Source organism: Comamonas piscis (assembly GCF_014109725.1).
In the GTDB taxonomy this organism is placed as follows: domain Bacteria; phylum Pseudomonadota; class Gammaproteobacteria; order Burkholderiales; family Burkholderiaceae_C; genus Comamonas; species Comamonas piscis.
In genome coordinates this window covers 3,986,016-4,001,158 of the sequence record NZ_CP058554.1, presented here as the reverse complement: position 1 = coordinate 4,001,158, position 15,143 = coordinate 3,986,016, and the positions used below count along the sequence as shown (strand labels likewise).

Below are 15,143 nucleotides of genomic sequence, written 5' to 3'. Positions count from 1 at the left end.
AAATATAGGGCTAACCCTTATCCCTCAGACCCTGCCGAGGATTGGCGCAGCATTCAGCCACGCTACGCCACCCCGGTTCAATCGTTTACTTCCAAATGGGGCATTGGGCCTCTTGCTTGCTGGCAAACAGCGTATCGCCCGGCAGCGCCTTGATCAGCTTGAACGAGTCATGCTTGCCCTTGGACTCCTCGGGCGTCTTGACCTGCAGCAGGTACATGTCGTGCACATAGCGGCCATTGGGCTCTATCTTGCCCTTGCCGAACATGTCGTTCAGCGGCATCGATTTGAGGGTCTGCATCACCTTGTCGGCATCCAGGCTCTGGGCTTTTTCCACGGCCTTGAAGTAGCTCATCGCCGATGAGTAATCGGAGGCTTGCAAGGAGGTGGGCATCTTCTTGGTGCGGGCGTAGAAGCGGTCCGTCCAGGTGCGGGCCTCGGGCGAGCGGTCCCAGTACCAGCTGTCGGTGAACATCAGGCCACCGGCCAGCTTGAGGCCCAGGCTTTCGACCTCGTTGGCAAACACCATCAGCGCGACGGGCTTCATCTTGGGCGTGATGCCGAACTCGCGCGCAGCTTTGAGCGCGTTCATAAAATCGCCACCGGCATTGGCGAAGCCCAGGATCTCGGCCTTGCTGGCCTGCACCTGCACCAGGTAGGACGAGAAATCATTCGCATGGAAAGGTGCGCGCACCGCCTTGACGATCTGGCCGCCCTGGGCCTGCACGACCTGGGTCACATCGGCTTCCAGGGTGTGGCCAAAGGTGTAGTCCGCCACCAGCAGCGCCCAGGTCTTGGCGCCTTGCTCGGACACCGCCCGGCCGGTGCCGCGTGCAATGGCCGTGGTGTCGCTGTTGTAGTGCACCCAGTAGGGGGAGCATTGGCTACCGGTCAGGTTGGAGGAGTAGGCGCCGTTGATCAGCAGCACGCGTTTTTTCTCATTGGCTACCTGGCCCATCGCCAGGGCGGTCGCCGTATTGGTGCCGGCAATCAGCAGCTGCACATCCTGGGTGTCCACCCATTCACGCGATTTGGTCGATGCGATATCGGCCTTGTTCTGGTGGTCGGCCGACAGCAGCTCAATCGGCCGGCCCAGCAGCTTGCCACCAAAGTCTTCGATCGCCATCTGGATGGCGGTCACGCCGCCTTTGCCGTCGCCATCCGAATACTGGCTGGACATGTCGGTCAGAAAACCCAGGCGCACGGGCGCGGGCGCTTGTGCCTGAGCAACACCGGCGAAGGTGCTGCAGGCGAGGGCGCAGGCGCTGAGTGCATGTGCGCGGCGGCGCAGGAAAAAGGGTTGGGACATGGTGACTCCTTTGTTATGGGTTGCTTTGCTTGTGCAGGACCCATGCTAAGAGCAGATGCCAGCCGGGGACAGGGTAGAAGCCGCGGCAGCGCGCTGCGCTTGTCACCCACGTTACCGAGCGCTTGGGATAAAGGAATACTTGCTAAGTTGATAAATACAAATAAATACTCAATAACGCATAGGAATTTTTGTTCAGAGGGCATGAGGCTTTGACTGTGGGTGTGTCAAATCTTCTTCATCAGGATGTCACCCACGGTTGCAACACTCCCGCCTTTCTTTTGGGATCCCTATGCGACGTTTACCCCTTGTGGCCGCTATGGCCTCTTTGCTCCTCCTCACGACTCAAACCACGGTTGCGGCAGATTTGGCGATGCAGACACCCGCGCGCCAGGCGCTGGAGGCCAAGCTGGCGGTAGCCGATCCGCAAGGCCAGGTCTATGTGAACCATGTGTTCAGCGACAATACGGCCACCGCGCTGCCGGCCGGCTGGCGCACCGCAAGCTGGAACAAGGGCACGGCATCCATTGATGCCAGCACCGGCAATCTGCTGATCGATGGCCGCAAGGACAACTCCGCGATGACGGCCGTGCTGCTGCCCCTGGCGCTGGAGAGCCTCTCCAACTACCGCGTGGACATGGAGTTCAGCTTTGAGCTGCCCGCCAACAGCTCGCGCTGGGGCAGTGTGATGTACCGCACCTCGCCCTCCACCACGACCCCTGCGCATGAGCCCTACTACCAGTTCGCCGTTCGGCAGACGGCGACGGCCGCCAACGGCACCGAGTTTGCGTTCCGCAAGGCGGGTGCCTGGTCGGTGCAGGCCACCAAGCCATTCACGGAAAACATCAGCGCCGCGAAGACTTACACCGCCAGCGTGGTGGTCCATGGCAACCGCGTGCGCCAGTACCTTGACGGCGCCTTGCAGCATGACACCATCCTGAGCCCCGACCTGGCCAAGGGCGGGATCGGCATGCAGACCACCGGCATGGTCATGCGTGTCAAAAGCATCAAGGTGACTGAGCAGCTCACACCGTTGCCCGAGTTCGACATGCCTGTGGCCGTGCAGGACACCGGCAGCCCGGCAGCGATGGCACCCACCCTGGTGCAGGCGGCGGAGGGTGTGCAATCGCTGGCTGGCACCGGCGCCAGCAACGCCCTGTGGACATTGGATAGCAGCCTCAATCTGCTTGATGCCAAGGGCGCCACCGTGGGCACGCTCGCCGCCTACTTTGCCCAGCCCACGCGCAATACCATCCCGCTGCTGCGCATCCAGGATGAAGCCACCGTGAACGCGCTGGTGACCTTCTCCGACCAGGTCCACAATCTCGCCGATCTGACCTTGCTGTCCAGCGATGTGGCGCTGCTCAAGCAGGCCCGCGTGGCCTTGCCCAAGCTGCGCACAGCGGTAGATTTCAGCGCGCGCAATCTGACCACCTCCAAGGCCGATCTGCTGACCATCGTCGGTGACACCAACCGGGCTGGCGCCAAGATCGCGATCCTGCCTGAGAGCCTGAGCACCCGCGCCTTTGTAGCCCACCTGCAGCGCCTGCTGATCACCGTGTGGAGCAATGCCGAGGCCGCTACCCCCGAGCAAGCAGCGAAGCTGCTGGTCAGCGGCGTCAACGGCGTCGTCTCTGCCAACAGCGCTGCCTATGCCGAGGTGCTGCGCAAGCTGCCCACCAACACCTTGCTGCGCAAGCCCCTGGTGATTGGCCACCGCGGCATGCCTAGCCGTGAGGACGAGAACACGCTGGAAAGCGCCAAAGCAGCAGTGGCTGCAGGCGCTGATGCGGTGGAAAACGACATCTACATCACCACCGACGACCACCTGGTCATCATGCATGACGACACCGTCACCCGCACCACCAATGGCACGGGCACGGTCGAGAGCATGAGCTTGGCGCAGGTCAAGGCCCTGACCACCAAGACCAAGGGCTACCAGGTGCCCACCATGCGTGAGTACTTCAAGGCGTTCAAGAACGATCCCATCACCCATGTGATTGAACTCAAGAGCAGCAACCCGCGCATCATTGCCCAGCTCAAAAAGGAAATGGCCGAAGAAGGCGTCGCCGACCAGTCGGTTGCGATCTCCTTCATTGCCGACCAGCTCAAGCGCAGCGGCGAGCAAATGCCCGAGCTGACCGGCGGCTTCCTCAACAGCATTGCCGACAGCGCCGATGTGCCCGCCAGCGTGCGCAACGTGCTGGAGGCCACGCAGGCCAACTCCTCCACCTTCAACCCCAGCTACGGCGCCATTCGCCAAAGCACGATGGAAGCGGCCAAGCACCGGGGCGTGACCTTCTGGCCCTGGACGGTGAATGACCCGGCTTTGTTCTACAAGTACTACAGCTGGGGCACCCACGGCATCACCACCAACGATGCCTACCTGGCCAGCAACTTCCCCGTCGACATCGCTGCCAAGCCACAGACCGTTGCACTGGCTTTGAATGAGCCGCTGAGCCTGGGTGTGACCCTGACCACCCAACTGCGCGCGCAGAACGATGCTGTCGCCACGGAGCTGGTGCACCTGGGCGGTACCGCTACCGCAGTGCCCGATGGCCAGGGCGGCCTCAGCTTCAGCAGCGCAGGCACCGCCATCGTCATGCCCGGCTACCGCCACCAGATGGATGCCACCTACAGCTACGTCATCATGGGCCAGCCGGTGACCTGGGTGGTGGGCGACGGCAGCGACGGTGTGGTGGGCACGCCCAATGCGCCTGCTGCCGGCAATGTCAGCTGCAGCAGCGCGGTGCCCGGACAAACCAGCACCTGCGCCGTAGTGCCACAACCGGGCTACCAGTTGGTGGGCCTGGCGGCAGACAGCAACTGCCCTGCGGGCCAATGGAATGCCGACAACACGGCCTACACCACTGGAACGATTGCCGCGCAATGCCAGGTCCGCTTTGACTTTGAAGCCAAGCCCGCCAGCGCATCGCTGACGCCTGTCGGCAAGGAAGGTGAGATGCAAGCCACCGTGCGCGGCGGCGGCACAGGCCTCTGGGCCTTTGATGCCGCGCAAGCGGTCGCCATCAGCCCCGCAACTGCTGCGCCCAATGGTGTGAGCTTTCCCTTTGGCGTCGTCAGCCTGCAGCTGACCGGTGGCCAGCCAGGCCAGAGCGCCACGGTCGAGATGACCTACCCGCAAGCCTTGCCCGCCAACGCCAAGTACTACAAGTACGGAAAGACCGCCGACAACAACCAGGACCACTGGTATGTCTACCCCAATGCCAGCATCAGCGGCAACCAGGTGGTCCTGACCCTGACCGACGGCCAGACCGGCGATGATGACCTGCTGGCCAACGGCGTCATCCGTGATCCGGGTGGTGTGGCGGTGCTGGCGGATGACCCTGTGAACCCGGGCACCCCCGGCGCAACTGCAACCCCTGTACCCACCCTGGGCCATGCAGCGCTGGCGCTGCTGTCCGGCGGCATGGGCCTGTTGGCCTGGCGCCGCAAGCGCAAGGCGCTGGTTTGATCGTCAGGGTTTGATTGGTAGTTGACCGCCAGTGGTGCCTTGGGGTGCCCTGGCGGTTTTTTCTATGCGCGCAGATGCCTTGCGTGCGCGGGTCAGTACGACTGCCTGGGAAAACGAAGCGTGAACTGCGTACCGCTGTCCGAGCTGCTGACCAACACTTGACCGCCGTGCATGTGCATGATCGATTGCACAATCGCGAGGCCTAGACCACCAGAATCATCAGGGTGGGAGCGGGAGGCATCACAGCGGTAGAAACGGTCAAATATGCGGGGAAGGTGCTCCTCTCCGATGGGTGCTCCCTGATTCATCACCTCGATATCCAGCCAGTTCGGGGAAGGCGCTTTGCAGCGCAATGTGACGACGCTGTTCGCCGCCCCGTAGCGAATCGCGTTCGCCAACAGATTGGCCAAAGCCCGGCGGATCAGGCGCTTGTCTGCGCTCAGATGGCCCTGCGCGGTGGCCTCGATCCGAATGCCGCGCTCCTGCGCCATTCCCTCGAAGTACCCCGAAAGCTGCTGGGATAGTGACTCCACGTCCACGGACTCCAAATGCAAGGCTGCATCAGGCTTTTCCGCCCGGGCCAGAAACAGCATGTTGTCGATCATCCGTGCCAGGCGCTCGTACTCCTCTTGCTGGGAATCCAGCAACTGCGCATAGTCTTCCAAGGCTCGGGGCTGGCTCAATGCCAACTGGTTTTGCAGCATCAGGTTGTTCAGCGGAGTCCGCATTTCATGGGCCAGATCTTCAGAGAATTGGCCCAGCTTGTCATAGCCTTGCTCAAGCCGTGCAAGCATCAGGTTCAGGGCGGCCGTCAAGGCCTGCAGTTCCTGGGGTTGTTGTTGCGCATCCAGGCGCAGGCCCAGATGCTGGGGGCTGACGGCGGCCGCTTGCTGGCTGAGCCGCTGTAAGGGAAGCAGTCCACGGCGCACCACTTCCCAGCCGAAGGCGAAGGCCAACAGCACACCGATCAGCCACGCCGCGCCAAGATTCCAGCGGTAGGCGGCCATCATCTGCTCCCGCTCCGCCAGCAATTTGCTCGCGATGATGATGAGGTCTGACTCTCCGTTCTGCATCCGCTTCCAGGCCATACGCGCTGTTTTAGCGCCTGAGGTGCTGAACAAGGACTGGGGCTGAAGCTCAGCAATCACCGGTATGGGCAAGCTTTCCGGATTGACTTCAATCAATAGCTCTCCGCTGCCATCGATAATCCATAGGGCATTGTCTTTGTTGCCCAGCATATTCGAGTAAATCTTGGGCTGCTTCTTTAGTAAATCGATATTGTTGTTGTCTTTGATAATGCTTTTTATGCGGTCTATGCGCCCCAGCAAGGCCATGTCGTCGCGGTAGGCCACTTCTCGCTCCAGCGCGCTATAAACATAAATTCCCATCAACGCAAAAAGTACCGCACTGGCCAACGCAAACAGCGAGGCGAGCCGTAACCGCAGGCTGGCATGTCGTTGGTGTTTCACGGCAAGGGTGCCTCAATGCGGTAACCCATGCCGCGCACGGTTTGAATCAGCTTGACCGCAAACGCATCATCGATCTTGGCGCGCAGGCGGCGAATGGCCACATCCACCACATTGGTGTCGCTGTCGAAGTTCATGTCCCAGACCTGGGAGGCAATCTGGCTGCGCGACAGCACTTCCCCCTGGTGTTGCAGCAGCAATTGCAGCAGGGCGAACTCCTGGTTCGTCAGGTCAATGCGCTGGCCGCCACGCAAGGCCCGCCGTTTGCGCATGTCCACTTCCAGATCAGCCATCTCGACAATGTCTTGCTGGCGCATGGGGGTTCTGCGCAAGAGGGTACGCACCCGTGCCAAAAGCTCGGCATAAGAGAAAGGTTTAATCAGGTAATCATCGGCGCCCAGCTCCAGCCCTTTGACGCGGTCCTCTACGGCGTCTCTTGCCGTTAAAAAAAGCACCGGAACCTGGCTGCGTTCGCGGAAGCGGCGGATAACCCCCCAGCCATCAATGCCGGGCAACATGACATCCAGGATCAGTAAATCAAAATCGTTGGATTGGGCGATGAACAGACCGTCGATGCCATCGTTGGCCACCTCCACCTGGAAGCCTGAATCCCCAAGACCTTTCTTCAGATATTCTGCGGATTTAATCTCGTCTTCAATAATCAATATGCGCATGAATCTACTAATGGGAATGGGGATTTTTGAAAGTGCGGAATCATAGCAATAATTGGATGCTGAAACATTAAAAAAATGTAATGAACCTGCCATCTTGCTGTTAGAGGCAGTGCGCAAAATGCCCGCTGTTCGCTACATAAACTCGAATGCAGGATGATCAACATGCCATGGCTTTCCGCCAAACCAGTCTGCGGCTTTCTGCTGATGACTTCCGTCCAGGCCTTTGCAGCTGCAGCCGCACCTGCTCCTCTGCAGCAAAGCAATATGTCTCTCGCTTTGGCCAATGCTTTGGTGGAGGCAACCATGTCGGCATGTCACGCACAAGGCCGCTTCGCCGTGGCTGCCGTCATTGACCGGGGCGGCCATCTGCTGTCATTGCAGCGCGACGACCGGGTGGGCCCGCACAACACCGATGCCGCTGTGAAAAAGGCATTCACGGCGCTTTCCACGAAGACGCCTTCGCGCCTTTTTGCGGACAACGCCCGCAAGAACCCCGATGCCAACAACCTGAACACCATTGACAGCCTCTTGCTGATCGGCGGTGGCGTGCCCGTCAAGGTGGGCGACGACGTCATTGGCGCTATCGGTGTTGGTGGTGCAGGCGGCGCTGCCTTCGACGAGGCTTGCGCCGTGGAGGCCATCGACAAGGTGCTGGGCACCGCCAAGTAACTGCTTTTATTCGTGTCGTTTCTTATTCATTGACCTCAACCCTGGAGCTCCCATGCAAAAAACTAGACTGCTTATCGCCGGCTTGCTGCTGAATGCCGCTATCGCCACTTCCGCGCTGGCCGCGCAAAATCCCTTGAGCGTTCATGTACTGAACTTGCAAGATGGCCTGCCATCGGTGGGCGTGAACGTGACCTTGGAAAAGAAGGTCGATAACAAGTGGGTGCAGATCAACGAGGGTGTCACCAATGCCCAAGGTCGCATTCCCGCTCTCTTCCCCACCGAGTCCACGATGGAAAAAGGCAGCTACCGCGTCACCTTCCAGACCGAAGAGTGGTTCAACAAGCAAAAGACCATCACATTCTTCCCGGAAATCCCGGTGATCTTCAAGGCTGACGGCTCGGTCCCGCACTACCATATTCCCTTGCTGCTGAGCCCTTACGGCTTCTCCAGCTACCGCGGCAACTGATCTCCGGCCTTTGGCCTGCGCAAGCATGGCAGCAGCGGGCGGCCCTGGGCCCTGCTGCTGCTGCTGCAGGGGTCCAAAGGGGGCACTCGTTTTATCCAGGATCGTCAGCGCTTATCAGAGCCACGCTCCCTCAAACCACCTGCCCCAGCCCCCGCGCATCCGGCATGCGCGATGCCCAGGCAAACACCGCCATCCCCAGCAGTACTGTGATCGCCAGCCCCAGCGCCAGCAGCAGGCCGCTGTGAAAGATCTGGGGGGCTACCAGCGCGGAGATCAAGGTGAAGACCATCATCTGGCTAAAGCCTTGCAATGAGGAGGCCAGGCCGCGCATCTGGGGGAACTGGCCCATGGCTTCCAGGGTCAGGATGGGCATCAGCTGGGAGATGCCAAAGGTGTAGAGCGTAATCGGCAGGACGGCCCAGGGAACGGTGGGCTGCTGCGTCAGGCTGTTGTAGAGCAGGTTGCACGCACAGGCGACGAGCAGGCAGGCGTAGCCGATGCGCTTTTGCACGGTGGGCGGAATGCGACGGGCGAACATGCTGGAGACGGCCGAGCCGAGCATGGTGCCGGCGATCAGCGGAATGAACAGCCAGCCTAGCGAGGTTTCGTCCATGCCGAGGATGGTCATCACAAACTCGGCCGCCGAGCTGATGTAGATGGAGTTGGCGCCGGCCATCAGTGCCAGGCCGATGAGCATGGTGCGGAACTTGCGGTTGCGCAGCGCCTGCAGGTAGTTGCCGGCGATGACCTTGAGCTTCAACGGCGTGCGGCGTTCGGGCGGCAGGGTTTCAGGCAGTTGACGCCAGATCAGCAGCGCCAGCAGCGCGCCAAAGCCCGACAGAAAGTAGAAGCTGTAGCGCCAGCCGCCATGGCTTTGCAACCAGCCGCCCAGCACGGGCGCCAGCGCAGGGGCCAGGCCAAACACCATCATCACCAGCGCCATCATGCGCTGCGCTTCGGCACCCTGGTACTGGTCTTGCACCATGGCGCGCACGATGACCATGCCTGAGCCGGCGCACAGGCCTTGTACCAGGCGCATCAGCACCAGCGATTCAATCGAGCCCGCAAAAGCTGCTGCCAGCGAGGTGATGCAGTAGCCGATGGCCGAGACCATCAACACCCGGCGGCGGCCAAAGGTGTCGCTGAGCGTGCCGTAGAACAGCATCGTGGTCGCCATCGCAAACACATAAACACTCAGCGTTTGCTGCACCGCTATCGGCGTGGCGCCAAATTCTTGCCCAATGGCATGGAAGGAGGGCAGGTAGGTATCGATGCCCAGTGGACCGATCATGGTGCACAGGGCGAACAGCAGGGTGAGCGTAACGGGCGATTTCTGAGCGGATAACTTTTGCATGGGGCGCTGGGCGCGCTGCCCCGGGCCGCGATCGCAGCAAGCGCTGCTTGGCCGTGTGGGCCAAAGGCTTGGATGGAAGAAGAAGCGGGTGGGGGCTAGGGCGCCGAAATGAAGAACCACCGCCCCCGACAAGATGGGAGGGGCAAAGCGGCAAGCAGGCATTTAACCAAAAAATACCGCTGCCTGTGCCCGCTGCCGACGCAGCGCAAAACACCTGGGACATTGGCTGGCTGGAATGCAAAGAGCGCGAAACTGTGTACACATTTCGCGCTCTGAGCGGATGCCGTCTGCGAAGAGACTTGGAGCAGCTTCTTAGCCCGCGCTGGTGCGCTCGGCTCCTTTGGGACGGAAGGCTTTGCAGAGGGCTTCGTCGGTCTGCAGATAGGGGCCGCCAATCAGATCCACACAATAGGGCACGGCGGCAAAGATGCCGGGTACCTGCTGCTGGCCTTCTGCGTCCTTCAGGCCTTCCAGAGTCTGCGCAATCGCCTTGGGCTGGCCGGGCAGATTGATGATCAGGCTGCTGCCCCGGATGACGGCCACTTGGCGCGACAGAATCGCGGTGGGCACAAACTGCAGGCTGATCTGGCGCATTTGCTCGCCAAAGCCCGGCATCACTTTGTCGGCGATAGCCAAGGTGGCCTCGGGCGTCACATCGCGGGGCGCAGGCCCCGTGCCGCCGGTGGTCAGCACCAGCGCGCAGCCGAGGTCCACCAGCTCGATGAGCGTCTGGCTGATCAGCGCCTCGTCGTCGGCAATCAAACGGGTTTCGTACTGCAGCGGGTTGCGCAGCGCGCGGCCCAGCCAGTCTTGCAGCGCAGGCAGGCCCTTGTCTTCATAAACGCCAGTGCTGGCGCGGTCGCTGATGGAGACCAGGCCAACCTTGACGGTGTCGTAGCTTGCGCTCATGGGGTTGCTTGCCTTGCTTCGCTGCGGTTAAGCCTGGTCGTCTTCATCGTCGCCGTCTTCGGCGTCGGCAGCAGCGGCACTGCGGCTAGCACCGTGGGAGGCCATCACGTGGTCGCGCACTAGCTGGAACAGCTCGCGGTAGGCGCGGCCTTTGCGGGGGGCCAGGCCGGTGGATTCCTGCACATTCGCGTCATGCGCGCTGGGCAGGTCTTTGCGGGCCTGGCGCACCAGCGAGCGCAGCTGCTGGATGTCGGTATCGGGCGCCTCGTTGATCCACTGGGCCACCGCGTCGTCGCTGACGATCATGCGGTCGCGCCATTGCTCGGCCGCATGCAGCAGGGCCTTTTCCAGGCTGGAGCCTTCTTTTTGCTCGGCGAGCGCGGCTTTGACGGCGGCCAGCTCTTTCTCGTCAAGCTTGCGCATCAGCTTGCCGATGAACTGCATCTGGCGGCGTTTGCCTTCAAAATTGGTGATGCGCTTGGCCTCAGCCAGCGCCGTGGCCAGAATCTCTGGCAGCTCCAGCCGCTTGAAGAGGTCGCTGCGCAAGGTCAGCAGATCTTTGCCCAGGTCTTGCAGGTCATCCATCTCCTTTTTCAGGTCGGATTTGCTCGACTCGGTGGTGCCTTTGAGTTCGGCCTTCAGCTCGATATCGAGTTCGCTGCCTTCGGCCACGAACTTGCCGCGTACGAAATAGCCTTTTTTGGGTTTGCGTGACATGGTTAAATGCTTTTGTTCAAAAGGCCATCGCCCGGCGCAGTGCCTGGGCGATGGCGGTTATCAGTATCATAGCGGGCAGTATGAATAAATCCGTATCCAGCACTAACAGCCAAGGCGATGCCAAGGCTGAGTCCGGCTTCAGCTACAGCCGCGCTTTTTTCAAAGATCTTGTCGAGCAGGCGCTATCGCATGCCCAGAAACTGGGAGCCAGCGATGCCGGGGCCGACGCCTCCGAAGGCTCCGGTTTGTCGGTCAGTGTGCGCAAAGGCGAGCTGGAGACGGTGGAGCGCAACCGGGACAAGTCACTGGGGGTGACGGTCTATCTGGGTAAACGCCGTGGCAATGCCAGCACGTCCGACTTCTCTGCCGAAGCAGTGCAGCGCACAGTGCAGGCGGCCTATGACATTGCACGCTTCACCGCCGAGGACCCGATCGCAGGTCTGCCCGACGCAGCCGACATTGTGCCAGCAGCCGAGCACCGTGACCTGGAGCTATTCCATCCTTGGGCCATTGACAGCGAAGCAGCGGCCCAATTGGCGCTGCAATGCGAGGCAGCAGCCTTTGCCACCGACAAGCGCATCAGCAACAGCGAAGGCGCCGGTGTATCGGCCCAGCAAAGCCATTTTTACAGCGCCCACACCAATGGCTTTGCCGGCGGCTATGCCAGCTCGCGCCACAGCCTGTCGGTAGCGCCCATCGCTGGCAAGGGTGCCGATATGCAGCGCGATGCCTGGTACAGCAGCATGCGCCATGCCGATGACCTGGCCGACCCGGCCGTGGTGGGCCGCTATGCCGCCGAGCGGGCACTGTCGCGCCTGGGCGCACGCAAGATTTCCACGACCGAATGCCCGGTACTGTTCGATGCACCGCTGGCCGCAGGTTTGGTGGGTTCGCTGGTGCAGGCCATCAGCGGTGGCGCGCTCTACCGCCGCAGCTCCTTTTTGCTGCATTCGTTGGGCAAGAAGGTCTTTCCCAAGCACATCCAGCTCATCGAAGACCCGTTCATCATCGGCGGCAAGGGCAGTGCGCCTTATGACGACGAAGGCGTGCGCGTGGCCAAGCGCTCGGTGATCGAGGACGGCAAGGTGGCCGGCTATTTCCTGTCGACCTACTCCGCCCGCAAGCTGAGCATGCACACCACCGGCAATGCCGGCGGCGCCCACAATCTGCATTTCTTCTCGACCAAGACGCGTCCTTCTGACGACCTGGATGCGATGCTGCAAAAGCTGGGCACGGGCCTGTTTGTGATCGAGTTGATGGGCCAGGGCGTGAACCCGGTCACTGGTGACTACTCGCGGGGTGCCAGCGGTTTCTGGGTCGAGAACGGCAAGATTGCCTTCCCGGTCGAAGAAATCACGATTGCCGGCAACCTCAAGGACATGTTCAAGGGCATCGAAGCCGTGGGCGCCGATGCCTACAACGCCGGCTCCAAGACCTTGGGCAGTATCCTCATCAACCGCATGAAGGTCGCAGGGGCCTGATCCCTCGCCGATCTCTAGCGCCTATCTAGCCCGCCCACAGCCATCCAATCCAGGGGCGGCGGGCGGGTTTTATTTTTTTGTGTCAGCCGCTGGCCCAGGCTTGCCAGCGCTGTAAGGAGTGGGCTGTGTTTACCGGCATTATTCAAGCAGTGGCGCGCATCAGCGCGATCGACGATCAACCGGGGCTGCGGAGCTTTACCGTGGCCTTTCCCGATGGCTTTTGCGAAGACCTGGCGATAGGGGCCAGCGTGTCGCACGACGGCGTATGCCTGACGGTGACCGAGCTGCTGGATCCGAGGCATGCGCGCTTTGATGTGATGCAGCAAAGCCTGAACATCACCACCCTGGGGGCGCTGGTGCTGGATTCGCCCGTCAATGTGGAGCGCGCCGCCAAGGATGGCGCCGAGATTGGTGGCCACCCGCTGTCGGGCCATGTGGACTTTACCGGCACCTTGGCCCAGGTGCGCCAGTTTGACAACAACCATGTGATGCGCATCGCAGTGCCCGAGGCCTTTCGCCGCTATGTGTTTGCCAAGGGCTATATCGCCATCAACGGCGCCAGCCTGACCGTTGCCGAGGTCAACCGCCAGGAAGGCTGGTTCGAGGTCTGGCTGATTCCCGAGACCCTGCGCATGACCGTGTTTGGCGACAAGCGCGCTGGCGACCGCCTGAACATCGAGATTGAGCGCAGCACCCAGGTGGTGGTCGACACCGTGCGCGAAGCAGTGGACGAGAACCTGGGAAAGCTCAAGCCCCTGCTTGAAGCGCTGCTGCGCGAGAAGGGCTTGAGCTTGGATGATCTGGTGCAGCCGCCGCAGCTGCCCAAAGCCTAGCCTTTAACGGGTCGCCACGATAAAGATCCGAGGGAAGGGCAGCAGCACCGTGCCGCTGGGCAGCGCCGGGTAGGCCTGGCGGATGGCGGCCAGGTAGTCCGCGAGGTACTGCGTCTTCTCCTGCGCATCGAGCTGCGCCAAAAACGGCCGCAGCGCCGAGCCCTTGAACCATTCCACCACCGCCTCGTGGTTGGCCAGCGGGTGCATATAGGTGGTGCGCCAGGCATCGACCCGGCTGCACAGCGGCTGCAGCAATGCGTAGTACCAGTCCAGGTTATGCCGATCGGGGTGGCGCACCGCGCCGATGCGCGAGGCCCAAGGCCCCCGCGCGGCTACCTCACGCGCCAGCACATGGGCAGGTTCCTGCAGGTTGTCGGGCGTCTGCACCGCCAGGCTGCCGCCGTCGCGCAGCTGCTGCAGCAATTGCGGGTAGAGGCGGGCATGGTCGGGCAGCCACTGTAGGCTGGCATTGGCCAGCACCACATCCACCACCGGCGTGGCCTGCCAGCTGCCAATATCGGCCAGCGCAAACGGCGTCTGCGGCAGGCGCTCGCGGGCAGCGCGCAGCATGTCTTCGTCATTGTCCAGTCCTGTCACCGCCGCATCGGGGTAGCGCGCCTGCAGCACTTCGGTGGAGTTACCGGGGCCGCAGCCCAGGTCGATGGCGGTCTGCACTTCGGTGTTCGGGATGGCGGCTACCAAGTCGCGCACAGGGCGGGTGCGTTCGGCTTCAAACTGGCTGTACTGCTGGGCGGACCAAGTCATGGTTTTCTCCTTGTGTGGGGTTGCAGCGCACTGTAGTGCGCTTTACCCATGCTGACAAATGCGCTATAAAAACCACAACCATACTTTTGAGGTATCGCTCGATGGAGCTGAGACATTTGCGGGCCCTGGTCTGCATTGCCGATTGTGGCAACCTGACCCGCGCTGCCCAGCAGCTGGGCATGCAGCAGCCGCCGCTGACGCGCCTGTTGCAGCAGCTGGAGGCGGAGATGGGCACGCCCTTGATGGAGCGCCTGCCGCGTGGCATGCGCCCCACCGCTGCTGGCTTGGCGCTGGTGCAGGAGGCACGCATGGTGCTGGCCCGGGTGGAGGCGATGGCGGGGCTGGTGCAGGATGCTGCCCAGGGCGGGCGCGGCCACATCGCCATTGGCTTTACCAGCTCGGCAGCGCTGCACCCCTTGGTCGCGCAGGTGCTGCGCGCTTTTCGGGCGCAATGGCCGCGCGTGAAGGTGGCGCTGGAGGAGGCGGGATCGGGCGAGCTGCTGGAAGCCCTGCTCGCGCAGCGCCTGCATGCGGCGCTGGTGCGCTCGGCCTGGGAGGCCCAGCCTAGCCTCAGCAGCCGCCATGTGCTGACTGAGCCTATGGTCGTGGTCGGCCCAGCCGAGCATGCGTTGCTGCAGTCCAAACGGGCCTTGCCGCTGGCGCAATTGCGGGGCCAGCCCCTGGTGCTGTACAAGCGGCCAGCGGGCCCGGGCCTGCACGATGGCATCGTCGCGGCCTGCGTGGGCGCGGGCTTTCATCCTCAGGTCGTGCAAGAGGCTCCGCGCCTGACCGCCACCCTGAGCCTGGTGGCTGCCGGCCTGGGCTTGAGCATTGTGCCGGCCTCCATGCAGCACCTGCGCAGCGATGGGCTGGCCTTCCGGCGGCTGAGTGGTGCGCCCGGCCTGGTGGCGCCCCTGATCCTCGTCAGCCAGCGCCGCCCCGAGGCCCAGGCCCAGGCGCTGCTCCAGCACCTGGGCAGTATTTTTGACCAACAGCTGGCCCAGCAGCCGGCACGCCGAGGGGCCGTCTGA

The 15,143-nt window shown here is 62.2% G+C and carries 13 protein-coding genes; 6 read left to right on the top strand and 7 right to left on the bottom strand.

Annotated elements, in window-relative coordinates; genetic code table 11:
- Nucleotides 1–85: 85 nt before the first annotated feature.
- Nucleotides 86–1,306 (bottom strand): ABC transporter substrate-binding protein, encoded by a 1,221-nt coding sequence (locus tag HS961_RS17975; protein WP_412101607.1) that lies wholly within the window; start codon nucleotides 1,304–1,306, stop codon nucleotides 86–88.
- A 370-nt stretch (nucleotides 1,307–1,676) separates the two neighbouring features.
- Between HS961_RS17975 and HS961_RS17970 the strand changes: the two genes are divergently transcribed.
- Nucleotides 1,677–4,778 (top strand): IPTL-CTERM sorting domain-containing protein, encoded by a 3,102-nt coding sequence (locus HS961_RS17970; protein ID WP_182324339.1) that lies wholly within the window; start codon nucleotides 1,677–1,679, stop codon nucleotides 4,776–4,778.
- Nucleotides 4,779–4,870: 92 nt separating this feature from the next.
- Here the strand turns inward: HS961_RS17970 and HS961_RS17965 are convergent, their stop codons facing one another.
- Nucleotides 4,871–6,247 carry a heavy metal sensor histidine kinase gene (locus HS961_RS17965; protein WP_182324337.1) on the bottom strand — a complete coding sequence of 459 codons (1,377 nt, stop codon included), beginning with the start codon at nucleotides 6,245–6,247 and terminating at the stop codon, nucleotides 4,871–4,873.
- Entirely contained in the window at nucleotides 6,244–6,918 is a 675-nt protein-coding gene (locus HS961_RS17960; protein WP_182328321.1) for a heavy metal response regulator transcription factor, read from the bottom strand. The genes HS961_RS17965 and HS961_RS17960 overlap by 4 nt, the downstream gene beginning before the upstream one ends.
- A 162-nt stretch (nucleotides 6,919–7,080) precedes the next feature.
- On the opposite strand from HS961_RS17960, the gene HS961_RS17955 reads away from it, so the two are divergent.
- Entirely contained in the window at nucleotides 7,081–7,587 is a 507-nt protein-coding gene (locus HS961_RS17955; RefSeq protein WP_182324335.1) for a GlcG/HbpS family heme-binding protein, read from the top strand.
- A 52-nt stretch (nucleotides 7,588–7,639) separates the two neighbouring features.
- Nucleotides 7,640–8,053 (top strand): hydroxyisourate hydrolase, encoded by a 414-nt coding sequence (gene uraH, locus HS961_RS17950; protein WP_182324333.1) that lies wholly within the window; start codon nucleotides 7,640–7,642, stop codon nucleotides 8,051–8,053.
- A gap of 130 nt (nucleotides 8,054–8,183) precedes the next feature.
- Here uraH and HS961_RS17945 read toward each other — a convergent pair whose 3' ends face one another.
- The 3 genes from HS961_RS17945 to yjgA form a co-directional block, all read right to left on the bottom strand.
- Nucleotides 8,184–9,407: a multidrug effflux MFS transporter gene (locus HS961_RS17945; RefSeq protein ID WP_182324331.1), complete on the bottom strand. Its 1,224-nt coding sequence runs from the start codon at nucleotides 9,405–9,407 to the stop codon at nucleotides 8,184–8,186.
- 312 nt (nucleotides 9,408–9,719) lie between these two features.
- Nucleotides 9,720–10,316, bottom strand: a complete 597-nt coding sequence (mog, locus tag HS961_RS17940; RefSeq protein ID WP_182324329.1) for a molybdopterin adenylyltransferase — start codon at nucleotides 10,314–10,316, stop codon at nucleotides 9,720–9,722.
- Nucleotides 10,317–10,343: 27 nt separating this feature from the next.
- Nucleotides 10,344–11,033: a ribosome biogenesis factor YjgA gene (gene yjgA, locus HS961_RS17935; protein WP_182324327.1), complete on the bottom strand. Its 690-nt coding sequence runs from the start codon at nucleotides 11,031–11,033 to the stop codon at nucleotides 10,344–10,346.
- Nucleotides 11,034–11,113: 80 nt separating this feature from the next.
- On the opposite strand from yjgA, the gene pmbA reads away from it, so the two are divergent.
- Together pmbA and HS961_RS17925 are read left to right on the top strand one after the other, a co-directional pair.
- The gene (pmbA, locus tag HS961_RS17930) at nucleotides 11,114–12,514 is read left to right on the top strand and encodes a metalloprotease PmbA (protein ID WP_182324325.1); all 1,401 of its coding nucleotides are present in this window, start codon (nucleotides 11,114–11,116) and stop codon (nucleotides 12,512–12,514) included.
- A 125-nt stretch (nucleotides 12,515–12,639) separates the two neighbouring features.
- Complete coding sequence (locus HS961_RS17925; RefSeq protein ID WP_182324323.1) at nucleotides 12,640–13,347, top strand: riboflavin synthase subunit alpha; 708 nt, start codon at nucleotides 12,640–12,642, stop codon at nucleotides 13,345–13,347.
- 3 nt (nucleotides 13,348–13,350) lie between these two features.
- On the opposite strand, the gene tam is transcribed toward HS961_RS17925, so the two are convergent.
- Nucleotides 13,351–14,112: a trans-aconitate 2-methyltransferase gene (gene tam, locus HS961_RS17920; RefSeq protein ID WP_182324321.1), complete on the bottom strand. Its 762-nt coding sequence runs from the start codon at nucleotides 14,110–14,112 to the stop codon at nucleotides 13,351–13,353.
- Nucleotides 14,113–14,213: 101 nt separating this feature from the next.
- Here tam and HS961_RS17915 point away from each other — a divergent pair, with 101 nt between their 5' ends.
- Nucleotides 14,214–15,143, top strand: coding sequence for a LysR family transcriptional regulator (locus HS961_RS17915; protein ID WP_182324319.1), 930 nt, complete (start codon nucleotides 14,214–14,216; stop codon nucleotides 15,141–15,143).